This is a genomic window from Bacillus sp. DTU_2020_1000418_1_SI_GHA_SEK_038, from assembly GCF_032341175.1.
Classification (GTDB): domain Bacteria; phylum Bacillota; class Bacilli; order Bacillales; family Cytobacillaceae; genus Cytobacillus.
Genome location: NZ_CP135435.1, coordinates 3,461,278 through 3,478,256 on the forward strand (window position 1 = coordinate 3,461,278; position 16,979 = coordinate 3,478,256).

Genomic DNA, 16,979 nt, shown 5'->3' on the forward strand with positions numbered 1-16,979 from the left:
ACAAGCCTCATCATGATGTACATAAAGGCTACCAACTGCTTTCAAAGAAAAAATGTTAAATATGCTAAAAAGAAATAGAAGGCGGACTAACAGCAAGCCCGCCATTACCTATATTACTAATCATTATTGTACAAAAAAGCTGCTAAAATAAAGAAAAAAGCTATTGATCTATAATTCGCCCAATAGCTATCTTTTTAAATTTTATCTCTTCCCGCCTTTTTTCGTCAAGTCTATTTATTAGTTCGACAAAGGCCAATTGACGAGAACATAGGAACTAACTGGGAAAAAGGTAACAAAAGAATTTTTTATTCTCCTAATTGTTTCCGTTCCTGCCTGATTTTCATCTGCCAGCACATGCCAAACACCTTTTGGAAGCTGGACTGTTTGCTCGCACTCAAAAGGATTGAATATCATGATAATACGATCCCACTGTCCAAACTCCCCGACATCTTCTAAAATAATTCCGATTACCTTATTGTCAAAGGGCAAAAAACGTAAATGCTTTCGAATTAATTCCGCATTTGAAAACCTAAAAGCTTTATGTGATCTGCGTATCTTAATTATACCCCTAAGATAATCGACATTATCTGAAAATAATGCCTTTCGATCCCAATCCAAATAATTAATCTCATCCGGAGAACGATAGCTATTTCCAATCCCTTTTTTTGTCCTAAAAAATTCTTGGCCGCTATGCAAAAAAGGAATGCCTTGGGCAAGAAGCACCATGACCGTTGCCAGTCGATGCTGACGCTGGATCATAGCATTCTTTTTTTCAGAAGAACATACTATTAGTTTATCCCACAATGTATGGTTATCATGGGACTCCACATAGTTAACAGATTGACAAGGTGATTGGAATAATCCCTCTTCCCTCTTTTCTAACCCTACACTGCCTGCCAAAACCTTTTTAGCTGCCTCATAGTAATGACTATTACCTAGAGCATAGCCCTTATCATATAAATTAAAGGTGCTGCCTTTTATTGTATCCCTAAACCAATCATTAAATTGTCCGATCCCCGGAAGATATGCCTGATTGCCAATGTTCGCTTTCGTATGTGCAGGTAAAGGTGTGTTTAAATCCCATCCTTCTCCAATAATTATTGCTGAAGGTTCTACTGAATCTACTGCCTTTCTTACCTTATTCATTGTCTCAATATCCAAAATGCCCATTAAATCAAAGCGAAAACCATCTATCTGATACTCATTTAGCCAGTACATCACTGAATCGAGAATAAATTTTCGCGCCATCAAACGCTCAGAAGCAAAATCATTCCCGACACCAGTTCCATTGGATGGCATCCCAAATTGGTCATGACGAAAATAGTAGCCTGGGACTATTTTTTCAAAAGCGGATGTTTCTCGTATATAAACGTGATTATACACAACATCCATGATGACTCTGAGACCTTGGGAGTGAACAGAGTGAATCATCGATTTCAATTCTTTAATCCTTGCATAGGGGTCCCAAGGGTCGGTAGAATAACTTCCTTCTGGTGCATTAAAATGCAGTGGATTGTAACCCCAATTGTATTCTATTTTTAGTCCACTTTCATTCACACCTTCAAAATCATGTACCGGAAGGAATTCAATATGGGTTATGCCGAGTTCCTTCACATAGGATAAACAAGTGGAAAATCCGTCTTTACCTTTTGTATTTAATTCCCCCGCTCCTAAGTATGTTCCTTTGTTAAACACTCCGCTGTTTGGATGAATGGTGAAATCTCTAATGTGGGTTTCGTAAATGATCGCATCTGTAGGCTGTTCAAGAGGCGGAAGTGGGGGTTTAGCGGTTTTGGTTTTATTTATATCTATGATGGTGCTATACTCACCATTGATGCTGACAGCCGTGGCATATGGATCAGCGGCTTCTCTCCATTCTAAATTCACACAAAGGAGGTAGCAGTAATGGTAATATTCTAGGTCACGGCAGACTGACAGCTGCCAGACTCCTCTATAGCCTCTATTCATTTCTAGTATTTCTGGCTCCTTGCCTCCCATAGGCATCAGCTTTACCTTAACCATAGTCGCAGTCGGTGCCCAAACTTTAAAGCTAGTTTTCTCTTTCATATAGGAAAAGCCTAGTGCACCTTCATAGAAAAAGTCTTCATCAAAGGCATCCGTTCGAATAACTGCTCCTATCTGTAAATCTGTTTTTCCTCCGAATGCATCCATTATCCAATATTGCTTGCCGATAATGGGCTTAGCTTCTAACTGACAAATATATTTCATTTCATTTTTCAAAGGTATGCGACTGAGGATGACAACTTTGGAAAATGGCTCGTAATTGTCATCCATAATCAAAAAGGAAGCGGAAACCCCTCCATGATAATCAAAAGGAAGCAAGACTGTTACTATTTGCATTTCGTCTAAATAGGCGGAAAAATCACGCTTATTAGTAGTCAATAGTGCTTACCTCCTTTTCGCTCATTCTGCTATTCAAGACAACGGGCAGTTTCTTTTGACAAGCTGTGGTTATGACAGGGGTAGAGCCGATATCCTCTCCGTCTGCATGGACATGCAGAGGGGTGTCAGAATTAATTTTAATATTTTTGCCGGTTAATAAAGAAACCTCTTTAAATCCCGTATGCCCTCCCCAAAACACTGTAATGAAAATGAGTAATAGTTTTATTCTTGATAGGTTATTAACAACGGTTATATTGAATGTCCCATCATACGGTGAGGCATCAGGGGAAATTTTCATTCCGCCTCCATAATAAGGCTGGTTGGATACCGTCACAAACCAGGCTGAAGGAAAGGAGTAGTCGTTGCCATCAATATTAATATCAATTTGTGTTCTTTTATAAGTAAACAAGTTTTTAAACAAAAAATATACATAGACAAATTTTCCGAGAGAGAGACGGTTTAATATTCCCTTTATCCTGGAATGGTTAACCTCTTTGGAAATAAGAGCATCAAAGCCAGCACCCATATTATTAATAAAAAATAGTTCTTTTTTGTCTTCTATTGTTATTTTTCCGATATCAACAAAGTCTGTACTTTCTTGTTCTAATTGTTGCAGTAAGGTAATAAGCGCCTTAGACGGGTTTTTGGAAATGTTAAATCCTCTCGAGAAGTCGTTGCCTGACCCGCCTGGAATAAAAGACACATGCACATGGTGGAATGGAGCAGCACCGTTAATTACCTCATGCATTGTGCCATCGCCGCCGACAGCAATAATCATAACTTGACTTCTTTCAGATTTAACGGCAATGGATCGGACAATATCCTTTGCATGACCACGGTATTCTGTAAAAAAAGCCATGTATGGGGTTTTTTGTTCAAGAAGAATCAGTTCCAGCTTTCTCCATACTTTTTGACAGTCCCCATTTTTCGCTTGTGGATTAATAATAAAATAGATATTTTTCATAACATCAGCCTTTAATCGACATTTTTACTTTCGTCATTTAGCTCCCATTCTAACCTTCTTATGGAAGTCGTTTGGCAATACTGTAGCAATGCCTGTGCTCCTTTAAGCTGGTTATGCTTTAACGGTGAGCGAAGGTTTCTCATGCTATTAAACCATTCATCATAATTTCTTTTCTCAATTAACTGCACATCAAACGGAGATGCTGGATAATCAATATAGCCGTTTCTGCATATTACTGCTTTATAAATAGGAAAGTCAATTTCATTCATGGTAAAAATTTGCTGAACAATTTTTCCTGTACGATTTAATGCTAAAATTGGGTTTAAGATCTTCTTTTCCTTGCCTTTCACACGCTTAAGCCAAAATCTTTCTTTTGATCCTATGAAAACAGATAAATCCTCTTCCTCTACAAAGCTGATACACCATACGCCAGTGGGATTGATGATGATTGTTTCTAATTCAACAGGAGCCTTTTTTATTAAAAAAAGCGGGTGATACAGAACTAGAAATGTATCCGGAAAGCGCTGGAGAAAATATTTAAGTCTTTCATCGTAATAATACCTTTTATCGAAAAAGGATTTTTCCGTTAAGGTAGAACTTGCCCATTTCATCTGAAAACGAAAGATTTGATCGAGAAATTGATATTTTAAATCCTCTAATGTATCGGGTCTGTAGGTAAAGCTTGTATTGAAGTCGAGAGACTCTTCCTCCGATTCCTCCTCTGTTTCCTCTAGTTCTGAATCGAATAATGTTTCGTCAATTGTTTCGCTTTTTCCAAATTTTAATAAACCCTTTAACTTATCCATCAACGGCTGCTTTTCGTCCTCAAGCCAATCGGTACTCACTTGATGGGTTTGAAACCCTTCTTGAAAAATGGAAGAATCTCCATTTTCCCAGCCAATCTTCAATTTATCCCATTGCTGTTTTTTAAGTCTAACAAAACGTGAAGGATATAAATAAATATTCTGTTCATACCGCGAAACGTAATCCTGCAATTTTATTAACTGTCCCATTTTACCTGCCTGCCTTGTTAGTACTTTATTTCCCCATTTTCAATTTAATAATCTTAAAAGTTCCTTTTTTCTAATTGTATGCCTAATTCATTCATCCGCCAATGGAAAGATAGAGATTCTTTCATATTTTGGTGATTTGTCTAAATGAGTTTGATAAAGAACAACTTCATTAGCTGTGAAGGATAGAGGTGAATCTTTAAATGGATTATTTTCATTTAACATGCTTATGTGAAATGGTGAATCGCCTCTCCATTTTCTAGCTAGAGTGATATGGGGCTTAAATGACCTTGTCTCTAATTTAAACCCTGCTTCAGTACATGCTGAAAAAACGATATCCCGAATGGTATAAAGCTTCTCTTCCTTTTTTGTATCTGCCCAAAAAATTCTTGGTGAATCCCCTCTCCCAAACATACCAAGTTCATGAATTTGAAGATTAAAAGCCCTTTGGTCTTTTAATCCTTTTTTAACGAGAGCCTGTGAAGCTAGAAGCATTTCTTTTTCAGCTGACCCGAGAAATGCTAATGTAATATGTAGATCCTCATGGTGTACCCAGCGCTGAAATGGAAGATTCTTCTTTATTATCGAACATTCTTCCTTTATCTTTAGCTTTGTTTCGCTCGGCAAGCTTAGAGCGTAGAAAAAGTGTGTTTTCTTTTCCATCAAATCCCTCCATAATCGAAAAAAAGAACCAGCATAGCTATACCGGTTCTTTCCTATTTTATAGACTGCCGCATTCCTTTTCAATGGCATGATTAAATAACTCCTGAATATGCTTTGTTACAGCACCAGGTGCACCATTGCCTACTTTCTCTCCAGCAATTTCAATAATGGGAGTGACCTCAACAGTCGTACCTGAAATAAAAGCTTCATCAGCCTGTTTTAGTTCTTCTAATGAGAAGGCTCTCTCTTCAACAGGAATATCATTATTGCGGCAAACTTCTAAAACCTTTTGTCTCGTAATCCCATTAAGAATGAGGTTGTTGGCTGGATGTGTAATCACTTTTCCGTCCTTAATTATGGAAACATTCGATGAGCTTCCTTCTGTCACAGTATCCCCGCGGTGCTGGATAGCCTCAAAACAGCCTGCTTCTGCAGCCTTTTGCTTTGCCATTAAATTTCCGAGAAGATTAAGACTTTTAATATCGCAAAGAAGCCAGCGTATATCCTCCAGCAGAATTGTTTTCACACCTGTTTCCATATTGTCAACAGGTCTCCCGACTGCTCTAGTATTCGCTACAAAGGTTTGTTGAACATCATTACTTGGAAAAGCATGATTACGTGGAGCGATTCCTCTAGATACTTGCAAATAGATTGTACCCGTTGTCAGTTGATTTCTTTGCATCAATTCGGTAAGCATACTCTTTAATTCCTCTACGGAATAAGATATCTTCATATTAATCTTTTTTCCGCTTTCAATCAGACGTTCTAAATGCTCTTTTGCTGTAAACATCTTCCCGTTGTAAACCCGAATGACTTCGTAAACTCCATCGCCAAATTGATAACCGCGATCCTCGATATCAATCTTAGCCTCAGTACGGTTAACAAATTCCCCATTTATGATGACATACTCCATACATGTCGCCTCTTCCTCATCCTAATATCTAGTAACTTCGGAGCAATTTTAACAAAGATTTCCCTTACTTGGCAAGCTCATATATAGCCTCTGCATATATCGCAGTTGCTCTTAACATATCTTCAATATAAACATATTCATCCTTTTGATGAGCTACATCTTCTCTTCCGGGGAATAACGGTCCAAATGCAACACCAGATTTTAAGGAACGGGCATATGTGCCGCCCCCGATTGAAAGAAGCTCAGCTCTCGAGCCTGTCTGCTCTTCGTATACCTTTTTTAATGTCTGTATTAAGAAGTCATTCTCATCCACATGGTGGGGCTTAGAATTTGTAAAATTCTGTATTAAAAAGTTTTTTTCCATAAGAACGCTTTCAAGCTTGTCCTTTGTTTCCTCTATTTTGTTTGTTACCGGATAGCGCAGATTTAGACCTAGTCTTCCGCCCTCCTGCTTAGAATAGATAAGCTTCCCTACGTTAATTGTTAAATCTCCTGTAATATCATCCCTGTATTCGATCCCAAGCTTACGGCCCCGAGAATCATCCCAAAAATATGCAGATACAAATTTGAAGAATTCCCCTGACTTTGAGTCTATATTCAATTGTGTAAGAAACTCAGCCAAATAAAGACCCGCATTTTTCCCGTAGTCAGGTTCCATACCATGGGCAGAAACTCCTTCTGTTTCCAATATTAATTCACCATTATCGATGTAATACTTCCCTTTTAGCTCATACTGATTTAGAAAGCGGGTATATTTTTGAATGACTTCTGTTGATTCGTATTGAACGTCTAGAGCAGCCTTTGCAAAATCGGGGACCATATTATATCTTCTTCCTGATAGGAAGCTTAACACTTCCACTTGAAAATCCTTTTCTTGAATCTTCGCAGATCCTTGAACTAAGTCAAAGTCAGAAATCCCTTTCTCTGCATAAATAATCGGGAAATCAGCATCTGGGGCAAAGCCCATCGTTGGCATTTCTTCATGCTCGAAATAATGCTCAACACAGCGCCAATCACTTTCTTCATCTGTGCCGATAATCATACGTACTCGTTTATTCAACGGGAGCCCGAGATCCTTCACAATTCTCATCGCATAATAAGCTGCCATCGTTGGCCCTTTATCATCAATTGCTCCCCTTGCATACATTTTTCCTTCACGAATTTCTGCGCCATATGGATCACTCGACCAGCCGTCTCCTTCAGGCACAACATCGACATGGCAGAGAATCCCGACTATTTCTTCCCCTTGGCCAAATTCTAAATGGCCGGCAAGATTGCCGACATTTTTTGAAGTAAATCCATCCTCCGCACCAAGCTTCAGCATAAAGTTAAGTGCTTCCTTTACTCCTTCACCTAAAGGAGCTTCCTCTGTTGAGTTTTCTTCATCTAACACACTTTTTATTTGTAACAGCTTTTTTGTGTCCTCGAGCAGAGCTTCTTTTCTGTTTTCGACTTCCTGCTGCCAATTAATTGAACTCATAGCATTTCCTCCTCTGTTTTTTGCTAAGAATATGTATCATTGTATAATTTCTGTTTTATTATATCTCTCTTTTTAATAGAACACACTTGTGGAATTAACGACTAAGCATCCCTGGTCGAAATCCAAATTGTGATAATATCACAAGCCAACAAGTTATAAATATTCCTAAAATTAAAATTGCCAAAATGAGGAGAACTGTAACTGCCCTTTTTCTCGCAGCAAAATAAAAGGTACTTTCACTGTATTTCTTGCTGATCGGATTGGAACCCGTAATTCTGTCCCAAACTAATGAAAGCCATGAATACATCATTATAAGAAAGCCTATGAAAATAAGGAATTTTATCCAAAAAGGCGGGATTATGACGATTGCTGCTGTTGTCACGGATAGGATTTGTAAATATCCCCCTACATATGAATAGTTTCTAATAAAGATTTTTATGAACAGCTCAAGAAACCCGTTAATCCCTTCCCGTTTATTAAAAATGCGTTTTGAACGGCGGAATAGAAGGGGTTTTGTTCTTTTAGATACGATTACCGGCTTTTCTATATCATGTGAAAGTTTAAAGATTAAGTCTATATTCTTCATTTTCGCTTCATTTCCCAGGGAAATATCGTGATCGATAGACGATATTTTTTTGATCGACCGCAAGCTTTGATAAATAGAAATAATCATTAAAAAGGCACTGCACATATAGATTGGATAAAGCAAACCTTTTACCCAAAGTGAAAATATGAATTGACTAAACCAGCTTAAAAGAATGAATAATAGAAATATGGCCGCAATCCTTTTTAGCCTTGTCTCTATTTTTCTCATTAAGTGCTTTAGAAGCAAAATGGTTGTATTCAACGCTACAAGGAAAATGAATAGCGTTATAATATGCTGCCAATCTAGAAGATAATGTTTTCTTAAAAAGGGAAGAAAAACAAAGATGGAAATGGCTATTTGCATTATCCCTGTAATTATTGAATAGGCATAACCCCATTTTTTCATTCCAAGGAAGATTGGCTGAAATTTTATTAAAAATACTTTGTCTGCTTCCTGTACGAACGTACGAATGTTGCCGCTCCATGAAAATAAATAAAGGACGAAAAACAGTAAAAATAATGGAATATTTTCAATCCAATCAGGGGTTTCTAGCCACCATGTGCGGTACATTATAAAAAAGATTGCATTTGCCGGGATAATTAAGTAAAGGATGATCGTCCAATCGGCAATCGACCGGATGACACCATATTGATATTTCCATCCTCTTACTAACCGATCTGCAAATATGTTCCAGCTATTCATCTTCATGACCTTCCGCAATTAAATGAAAGCAATCATAGAGTGACCCATTAGGAAGATGACATTGAGTTCTAATTTCATCTAAAGTCCCGGCCGCTCGGAACTCCCCCTTATGGATGATTAAAAAACGGTCACATATCTTCTCAGCAGTATCCAAAACATGGGTAGACATAAGAATCCCTGCTCCTCTTTCACGTTCACGCTGAATCGATTCAAGAAAAAGCTTCATTGCATTTGGATCCAATCCAATAAAGGGCTCATCTATGATATATACATCTGGATTTGAAATCATAGATAAGATTAACATAGCCTTTTGCTGCATTCCCTTGGAGTATTTACCAGGAAACTCATGGGCATGTTCAGCCAATTTATATTGCGCTAGTAATTCCCTTGCCTGATCTTGATACTTTTTATCATGTAAACCTTCCACAGATGCAATAAAGTCTAAATGCTCCCATAAGGTTAACTCGTCATAAAAGAGTGGCCTTTCTGGAATATATGAATATTTAGCTCCTTGCTGGAAGGCTACCTCTCCCTTTATATTCTCCAGTAACCCAAGAATCGCCTTGATAGTAGTACTCTTCCCTGCTCCATTCGGACCAATAAGCCCGATAAGTTCCCCCGCTCCAACGTCAAATTGAATATTATATATGATCGCTTGATCCTTTTCATAGCCTGCCTGTTTTATATCTACGTTTAATAGGTTCATTCTTTCTCCTCCCATTAATTTAGTACGAATTATTAATGGAAAAAGTTTCTTATTAACATAACAAAAACTGCTCTCCGAATGAAGAGCAGTTTCGAAATTTATTGTTTTAAAAGTTTGATTAAGTCTTCGCTGTCAAAATCAACCGCATAATCATAGGCTGTATAGCCCTCTGAATCCTGATAACTAGGATCTGCTCCATTTCGTAACAGCAGCTCAGCCATTGCGACATCATCATTATATACTGCATTAATAAGCGCGCTAGATTCATAGGTATCAATTATATTCGGGTCGGCTCCATGTTCTAGAAGCATTTCAGCGGCTTCAAGGCTTCCATTATATACAGCCCAATGAAGTGCCGTTGAACCTTCTGAATCCTGAGCATCGATTTCCACTCCATCCGCTACTAGTGATTGAATGGTATCTGTATCATTTTCACTTGCAGCATTCATGAGAGGGGTAGCCCCTTCAATTCCTGATGCCATTTCAGACCAAAAATCCATTTTCTCGATTGCTTTCATTCCGACAAAAATACATGCGGACAAAATGATAACAGCCACACCTGCACCGACTATACCTACCCATACCTTACCCTTAGGTTCCTTTAACTCATCAGTTGAATCCTGAGAGAAAAAACGGGATAAAGCATAAATTCTCTTAGGCAAATGAGGGTGCGTGGATAATTTCTCATTTAGCCAGACAAAAAAGCCATGTTCCGTTTGAAGCTGTTCCATATAGGCCTGCTTATTGACCTTTGAATATAATTCTTTGCCGATCGCAAGCATCGTTAAAGCATCCTTTGCCGCATCTAATGACTGAATGTAAAAAGCCGCATAACGGTCACAAGTATATTCACAGGCTCTTAAATACGCATTTCCTAGAAAAGGAACCCACATCGCCGGCAAAAGCAGAAAGCTAATGATTACATGCTTCCTTTTTAAATGGGCAAACTCATGTGCAAGGACAAATAAAACTTCCTTTTCAGCACTTCTTTCTATTAATTCGAATATTCCAGAGTAAAGAACGACCATATTTTTTCTAAAGAAACGGGTTGCGAAGGCATTTAAGACTCCTTCCGATTCAATAACATAAATATCAGGCATCACTGTAAGTCCCATATCCTTTGCTGTCATTACAGCCTTTTCATAAAGCTCAGGAAATTGATTCTCACTAATTTTTACACCGTTCCGTCTAATGCCGCCTATCATAATTCCATGGAGCACAACAGATAGGAGAATAAGAATGAGAATAAATAGAATTCCAACAATCGAAAATGCTAAAAAGATATACGCGAGAATACTAAATAATGCAACAAAGGCAAAATATATATTTTCTTTCGGATACACCAATTGATCCCGCAAAGCTTGTTCTTGCAAATGCCTTCCATCCTTTCTTGGACATGGAGTCAGGTTCATTGTCCCATTAAATTTTTGAGGAATTAAATACAAATTCCTTTCCCACAAGCTTTGATTATATAGGAATTTAAACTGACAGGAAACGGGAAGTTAATACCATTTCGAATTTTCTAAACATAGGACAAACCCATAATGCCATAAGGTATAGTAATAATGATAGGAGAGGGGCGGATTTATTAATCTTTCGTAAATTTTGTAATAAAGTAGAAATTATCAAAAAATACGGGTACAATGAATGTAAAGGATGATATTTTGGAAAAATGTTAATGAAAAGGAGATGGCTGCGGAAAAGAAAACTACATTTGCTTGAAGGACATGTTTCTTCAAACGAAGCTGTCGGTTGCAGGTAATTGCCATTGGTTTGAAAAAAGGATAGGGAGTGGTTCTTTGAAACCTTCAACTAACCGGATGTTAAACCGTATCAAATCCGTCTACATGTTTATTAATAAGCGCGGAACTGTAACAACTCAAGAGCTTGTAGAGGAATTTGGTATTACTCCTCGCACCATTCAAAGAGATCTAAATGTTCTTGTTTATAACGACCTTGTCAAAAGTCCAACTCGTGGAAAATGGACAACGACTAAACGAAAAGTGAAATTGTCATCCTAATATAATGCACATAAAAAAATCGCCTATCAATGGCGATTTTTATTTGACTTCGTATTCCATTAGCTGCGTAATTTCCTCATCTGTTAATTCCCGATATTCTCCAAGTTCCAATGATTCATCCAGCTTGAGCGGCCCCATGGAGAGCCTTTGTAAATACATAACCCGCTTCCCCACAGCTTCAAACATCCTTTTGACTTGATGAAATTTTCCTTCAGTGATCGTAAGCTCAATATCGGAAGTCATTCCAGACTTAAGTATTTTTAGGTCCCCAGGTTTCGTTTCGTATCCGTCATCTAGGATTACCCCCTTTTTAAAAGCAACAACATCATCTTCCGTAACTTCACTATTAATAACAGCAAAATAAGTTTTCGGAACATGTTTTTTTGGCGAAAGAAGGCGATGGGCCAGCTGCCCATCATTTGTTAGCAGCAGAAGGCCCTCTGTATCTTTATCGAGACGCCCGACCGGAAAAGGCGAGAATACGAGATCCTCCATTTCTAATAAATCTAAAACCGTTTCATGCTCAGAATCTTCGGTTGCCGAGATGACGCCTTGAGGCTTATTCAGCATTAAATAAATGAATTCCTTGTATTCTACAACTTCTCCGTTTATCGTTACCATATCTTTATATGGGTCAACATGTTGTTTAGGGTCCTTCACTTTTTGATCATTCACCTCAACAACCCCATCTTTAAGCAGCTTCTTAACATCCTTTCTGCTTCCGTAGCCTAAATTGGCTAGCATTTTATCGATACGCATATGCTCACCTCCATTTTAAGCTTTTAGTCTTAGCTTTCTTAAAATACGATCAACCTTTTCCCCTAATAAGAAATAAATTAATCTTGTTTTTACACTTAAATAGAAGTAGATGCCTGCACCAGCTGCTGCACTAATAATGACAATAATTAAAGCAGACAAGTTTGATGCTGGCGATAAAAATAAAGTAAGAAGTTTATAGACAATTCCTGTGCCGATAAACATAACAAGTGTAAACAGGACGATTAACAAGCTTCTTCTGAACACGAGCTTGAATGGATACCCAGCAAAAGTTTTGATCACGAATAAATTAATTAATATCGCCGCTGCATAGCCAATGGCTGTTGCAATAATCGCGCCTTCCGTTTCCATTAGCTTAATAAGCGGAATATTTAAGCTTAATTTTATTAATAATCCTACAAGCAAGCTTAATACAGTGAAACGCTGTTCATTAATCCCTTGTAAAATCGCTGCAGTTACTAAGAAAAAAGCAAACAGTACAGCAACTGGGGCATAGGTTCTTAATACTTCTGTTCCTAGTTCGCTATGCTCATAAAATAATGTAAAAATAGGTTCTGCTAACATCGAAAGGCCGACAACTGCCGGAAGCGTCAAAAATAAGACGACTTGAAAAGCTTGATTTAATTGATGATTTAAACTCGTACGGTCCTCATTCACAAATGCTTTTGTAATAGAGGGAACCAATGTAAGTGAAAAGGCAGTTGCTAATGCAACTGGAATAATGACAAGCTTATGTGTTTGCATAGTTATCACAGCAAAAGCATCTCTAGCGGAATCATCATCATACCCAATCGATTGCATCGTTTTAATAAACGTAAACTGATCAATAAATTGAAAGAGCGGGTTTGCAATTCCAACAAAAACGAAGGGTGCTGCGTAAACTACAATTTCTTTATACATCTCTGTTAGAGAAATATTCATTGTACCCTTATCATGTAAGAGCAATTCATTTAAATACACTCTTCGTTTATACCAATACCAAATTAAACTGAATAATCCCCCAACCGCCCCAATAAAGGCAGCAAATGTTGCTACACTGACGGCCTGAGAAATCGTTCCATTCATAAAGTGCATAACAATATAAGCACCTGCAAGTACAAATGTAATTCGAACAATCTGTTCAATTACTTGTGAAACAGCTGAAGGTCCCATTGATTGATGCCCTTGAAAAAAGCCGCGAATTAAACTCATAATTGGTACTAAAATAAGGGCAAAACTCACTGCCCGAATAACAGTTGTTACATCCTCAATATCTGAACCTACATTTGAATTTGTACTCATTGCTGCTATATATGGGGCTAGAAAATATAATGCAAGAAAAGACATTATACCTGTGCACAGCATAATTATGAGCCCAGATTTAAAAAGCTTTCTCCCGACAGCGTATTCTTCAAGTGCATTATATTTGGATATGTATTTAGAAACCGCTAACGGAACCCCAGCTGTTGCAATACTTATAAATATGGTGTATGGAATGTATGAGAAAGCATATAATGCCTGTCCGCTGCTTCCCACAATATGATAAAAGGGAATGACATAAAATAACCCAAGCATTTTTGATATCATCGTACCTAATGTTAAAATAAACGTTCCCCTTAAAAGCTTAGATGACATAAATAATAATCCCTTCCTTTAAAAGAAAAAGCCTAAGCGCTGATGCTAGACAATAGAAAAAGCGCAAAATAATTTTTGCACACTATTTGTAGTTTACTCTTCTTTAAGAAGGATTGCTACCTAGAGATAGTTTATGGCAAAAATTTTTCGCAAATAAGTCCCTATTGTTGTAGGGTTATGAAACTGCCCACATTTCGTATATAATGAATAAGATTTTAAGTCTGAAGGTTAAGTTGGTGAACAAATGAAATATGATGTAATTGTGATTGGCGGCGGACCGTCCGGCTTAATGGCTGCGATTGGTGCTGCTGAACAGAAGGCTAAAGTGCTGCTTATCGATAAAGGGGACAAGCTTGGAAGAAAGCTTGCCATTTCAGGCGGCGGAAGATGTAATGTAACAAACCGACTTCCGATTGATGAGATTATTAAACATATTCCAGGAAATGGACGCTTTTTATACAGTGCCTTTTCTCTTTTTAGCAACGAAGATATTATTAAGTTTTTCGAGAATCTGGACATTAAGCTAAAGGAAGAGGATCACGGGCGGATGTTTCCTGTGACAGACAAAGCGCAATCCGTTGTCGATGCTTTACTTTCAAAACTACGCGAATTAAGGGTAGATATAAAAACAAACAGTCCTGTTAAAGATGTCCATTATTCAGATGGTTCCGTAAAGGCGGTGGAGCTTAGAAGCGGCGAAACCTACGAGGCAGACGCAGTCGTGATGGCGGTTGGTGGAAAATCCGTGCCCCATACAGGTTCAACTGGAGACGGATATGCGTGGGCTGAAAAAGCGGGGCATACGATTACTGAGTTATTTCCGACAGAGGTCCCTGTTACTTCGGCAGAGCCATTTATTAAGGATAAATCTCTGCAAGGGCTGTCTCTTCGCAGCGTTGCATTAAGTGTGTTAAATCCTAAAGGAAAAGCATTAATTACTCATAAAATGGATATGATTTTTACCCACTTTGGCGTTAGTGGACCAGCAGTTCTCAGATGCAGTCAATTCGTTGTGAAGGCGATGAAAAAGTGGAATTTGAAAGAGGTCACCATGAGCATCGATGCCCTCCCAGAAAAAAAAGAAGAGCCTTTATATCAGGAAATTCTAAAAGATTTGAAGGCAGAACCGAAAAAAAGCATAAAAAACCTTTTAAAGGGGCTTCTTCCTGAAAGATATCTGCTTTTCTTGCTGGAAAGGAGCGGGATTGATCCTTCTGCACAGGGAGCTAATATTTCCAATGAGAAGGTAAGGAGCTTTGTGAAAAGCTGTAAATCGTTTCAAATTGCAGTCAATGGCACCCTTCCATTAGATAAGGCATTTGTTACTGGTGGTGGAGTTTCTGTAAAAGAGGTTGACCCGAAAACAATGGGTTCTAAATTTACGAACGGATTGTATTTTTGCGGTGAAATACTAGATATACACGGCTATACAGGCGGATATAATATTACATCTGCACTCGTTACCGGGAGGCTTGCCGGCACGAATGCAGCATTGACTGTAAAACTCTCTTAAAAATTATTAGAGCCTGTGTCTTAATCAGGCTCTATAAATAATCATCGCTGAGAAACAATAAACTTGCTCATCTTCATCCTCGTGAATAGCTGCAATATTGTACTTAATATCTAGCAGTTTTTTCTCTTCGATTCTTTCTAAGAATCGATTCATCTCAAGTTCAAGATCCTTCTCATGTTCATGGTCGAATAACTTCACTTTAATCATGAGAATCCATCCTTTCTGTATTTTTCAACATTATTGACAGAATTATCTGTTTTTATAATAGAAAATAATTTATATTCATATTTCTGGCAAAAAAGAAGTGGCTGACACCAATAGGTCAGCCACTCTTGTTAATTAAACTAACATTAATTTTTCTAATTCGAGCGGTTCAATATAGACGCCATTTTTATAAGCTCTCATATTTCCGCCTGAGATTTCATCGATTAGAACGATTTGTTTATCTTCTCCAACTCTGCCGAATTCGAATTTAATATCATATAATTCAATGTCTTTTTTTGCCAGCTCATCTTTTACCACTTGGCCGATTTGCTTTGTTAAGTCCTTTAGTACAGCATATTCCGCTTTTGAAAGGACTCCTAGCATATCAAGTGCATCCTCACTAATTGGAGGGTCCTGGCGTTCATCGTCTTTAATCGTTACTTCAACGAATGCATCAAGAGCTTGTCCTTCCTCAGCGTACATCCCATAGCGGCGAAGGAAACTTCCAACTGCCTTATAGCGGCAAATAACTTCAAGGCCATTGCCAAAAACGGTAGCAGGCTTCACAGTCATCGTAGCCTCTTCAATGTTCGCATCAATATAATGAGTAGGAATTCCTCTTTCCTTTAATATTTCGAAAAAGTATTTTGTCAGGCTTAATCCCGCGCGGCCCGCTCCCTCCAGTGTTAAACCTACAGTATTGGCACCTGGATCAAATACGCCATTTTCTCCTGTTACATCATCTTTAAACTTTAATAAATAATTTCCATCCTCTAGTGCATATACATCTTTGGTTTTGCCTTTATAAATAGGTTTCACTGTTAGTCCTCCTTAAAGCTTCTGTACGTCTTTAACTATAAGTTATTCTTAAAAAAGGAATCAACATTTATTTTTCTAAAAAACAATTCACCCCCCGTATTCAGAGGCGAACTCGCTCTATTGCAGGTTTTAGACAATGTAAGGAAATGTTTAGAAATCCAAGTTTCTTGGACAGCTTTTTGGAAAACAACCAAACCTGTCCAAAAAGTCACGTTTTATTTAAATTCAACCTCGCCTGTCCAGTCCAGCATGCCGCCAACCATGTTGCGGACTTTGTAGCCTTGGTCCTGCATGTAATGGCATACATTTTGACTGCGGTTTCCTGACCGGCAAATAAAGATGTATTCTTTTTCTTTATCGAAATAGTCCAGGTTTTCAGGGATTGTCATCATCCGGATATGTTTAGCTCCAGGAATCATCCCTTGCGCAACCTCTTCATCTTCTCTAACATCAATAAGCTCTAGCTTTTCGCCAGCAGCTAGCTTTTCTTCTAATTCTTCCGTAGTTATAATCTCGATACTCATCAAAAACTCCCTTTCTTCCACAACCTTAAGTTTTTCCCCTATGCTTATATTAAAAAACATCCTCCAAAAAGGCAATCGGA

Annotated in this window: 16 protein-coding genes; 2 read left to right on the forward strand and 14 right to left on the reverse strand. The window is 38.0% G+C overall.

Translation table 11 applies throughout. The annotated features are described in order from the left end of the window. Window positions 1-237: 237 nt before the first annotated feature. The 9 genes from pulA to RRV45_RS17320 all read right to left on the reverse strand — a co-directional run bounded on the left by pulA (window position 238) and on the right by RRV45_RS17320 (window position 10,800). Window positions 238-2,403 carry a type I pullulanase gene (gene pulA, locus RRV45_RS17280; RefSeq protein WP_315665923.1) on the reverse strand — a complete coding sequence of 722 codons (2,166 nt, stop codon included), beginning with the start codon at window positions 2,401-2,403 and terminating at the stop codon, window positions 238-240. Beyond that, the gene (locus RRV45_RS17285; protein ID WP_315665924.1) at window positions 2,393-3,367 is read right to left on the reverse strand and encodes a diacylglycerol/lipid kinase family protein; all 975 of its coding nucleotides are present in this window, start codon (window positions 3,365-3,367) and stop codon (window positions 2,393-2,395) included. Before RRV45_RS17285 ends, pulA begins: the two co-directional genes overlap by 11 nt. An 11-nt stretch (window positions 3,368-3,378) precedes the next feature. After that, complete coding sequence (locus tag RRV45_RS17290; RefSeq protein WP_315665925.1) at window positions 3,379-4,380, reverse strand: nuclease-related domain-containing protein; 1,002 nt, start codon at window positions 4,378-4,380, stop codon at window positions 3,379-3,381. Window positions 4,381-4,467: 87 nt separating this feature from the next. Next, window positions 4,468-5,040, reverse strand: a complete 573-nt coding sequence (thpR, locus tag RRV45_RS17295; protein ID WP_315665926.1) for an RNA 2',3'-cyclic phosphodiesterase — start codon at window positions 5,038-5,040, stop codon at window positions 4,468-4,470. Window positions 5,041-5,098: 58 nt separating this feature from the next. Continuing rightward, a complete protein-coding gene (gene dat, locus RRV45_RS17300) occupies window positions 5,099-5,953 on the reverse strand; it encodes a D-amino-acid transaminase (RefSeq protein ID WP_315665927.1) in 855 nt (284 codons plus the stop codon). 64 nt (window positions 5,954-6,017) lie between these two features. Further along, window positions 6,018-7,433 carry a dipeptidase PepV gene (gene pepV / locus RRV45_RS17305; RefSeq protein ID WP_315665928.1) on the reverse strand — a complete coding sequence of 472 codons (1,416 nt, stop codon included), beginning with the start codon at window positions 7,431-7,433 and terminating at the stop codon, window positions 6,018-6,020. 94 nt (window positions 7,434-7,527) lie between these two features. Further along, a complete protein-coding gene (locus tag RRV45_RS17310) occupies window positions 7,528-8,721 on the reverse strand; it encodes an ABC transporter permease (RefSeq protein ID WP_315665929.1) in 1,194 nt (397 codons plus the stop codon). Continuing rightward, window positions 8,714-9,427 carry an ABC transporter ATP-binding protein gene (locus tag RRV45_RS17315; RefSeq protein WP_315665930.1) on the reverse strand — a complete coding sequence of 238 codons (714 nt, stop codon included), beginning with the start codon at window positions 9,425-9,427 and terminating at the stop codon, window positions 8,714-8,716. The genes RRV45_RS17310 and RRV45_RS17315 overlap by 8 nt, the downstream gene beginning before the upstream one ends. A gap of 98 nt (window positions 9,428-9,525) precedes the next feature. Beyond that, window positions 9,526-10,800: a M48 family metallopeptidase gene (locus RRV45_RS17320; protein WP_315665931.1), complete on the reverse strand. Its 1,275-nt coding sequence runs from the start codon at window positions 10,798-10,800 to the stop codon at window positions 9,526-9,528. Window positions 10,801-11,226: 426 nt separating this feature from the next. On the opposite strand from RRV45_RS17320, the gene RRV45_RS17325 reads away from it, so the two are divergent. Continuing rightward, window positions 11,227-11,448: a DeoR family transcriptional regulator gene (locus tag RRV45_RS17325; RefSeq protein WP_315665932.1), complete on the forward strand. Its 222-nt coding sequence runs from the start codon at window positions 11,227-11,229 to the stop codon at window positions 11,446-11,448. Between the two features lie 39 nt (window positions 11,449-11,487). Here the strand turns inward: RRV45_RS17325 and RRV45_RS17330 are convergent, their stop codons facing one another. Both RRV45_RS17330 and RRV45_RS17335 read right to left on the reverse strand, forming a co-directional pair. After that, a complete protein-coding gene (locus RRV45_RS17330; protein WP_315665933.1) occupies window positions 11,488-12,207 on the reverse strand; it encodes a pseudouridine synthase in 720 nt (239 codons plus the stop codon). Window positions 12,208-12,222: 15 nt separating this feature from the next. Beyond that, window positions 12,223-13,839: a putative polysaccharide biosynthesis protein gene (locus RRV45_RS17335; RefSeq protein WP_315665934.1), complete on the reverse strand. Its 1,617-nt coding sequence runs from the start codon at window positions 13,837-13,839 to the stop codon at window positions 12,223-12,225. 244 nt (window positions 13,840-14,083) lie between these two features. Here RRV45_RS17335 and RRV45_RS17340 point away from each other — a divergent pair, with 244 nt between their 5' ends. Beyond that, the gene (locus tag RRV45_RS17340) at window positions 14,084-15,352 is read left to right on the forward strand and encodes a BaiN/RdsA family NAD(P)/FAD-dependent oxidoreductase (RefSeq protein ID WP_315665935.1); all 1,269 of its coding nucleotides are present in this window, start codon (window positions 14,084-14,086) and stop codon (window positions 15,350-15,352) included. A gap of 24 nt (window positions 15,353-15,376) precedes the next feature. On the opposite strand, the gene RRV45_RS17345 is transcribed toward RRV45_RS17340, so the two are convergent. From RRV45_RS17345 to RRV45_RS17355, 3 genes are all read right to left on the reverse strand, one after another. Next, complete coding sequence (locus tag RRV45_RS17345) at window positions 15,377-15,559, reverse strand: sporulation protein Cse60 (RefSeq protein WP_315665936.1); 183 nt, start codon at window positions 15,557-15,559, stop codon at window positions 15,377-15,379. A gap of 132 nt (window positions 15,560-15,691) precedes the next feature. After that, window positions 15,692-16,375, reverse strand: a complete 684-nt coding sequence (locus RRV45_RS17350; protein WP_315665937.1) for a phosphoribosylaminoimidazolesuccinocarboxamide synthase — start codon at window positions 16,373-16,375, stop codon at window positions 15,692-15,694. A gap of 215 nt (window positions 16,376-16,590) precedes the next feature. Then, complete coding sequence (locus RRV45_RS17355) at window positions 16,591-16,899, reverse strand: rhodanese-like domain-containing protein (RefSeq protein WP_410489305.1); 309 nt, start codon at window positions 16,897-16,899, stop codon at window positions 16,591-16,593. Window positions 16,900-16,979 lie beyond the last annotated feature (80 nt).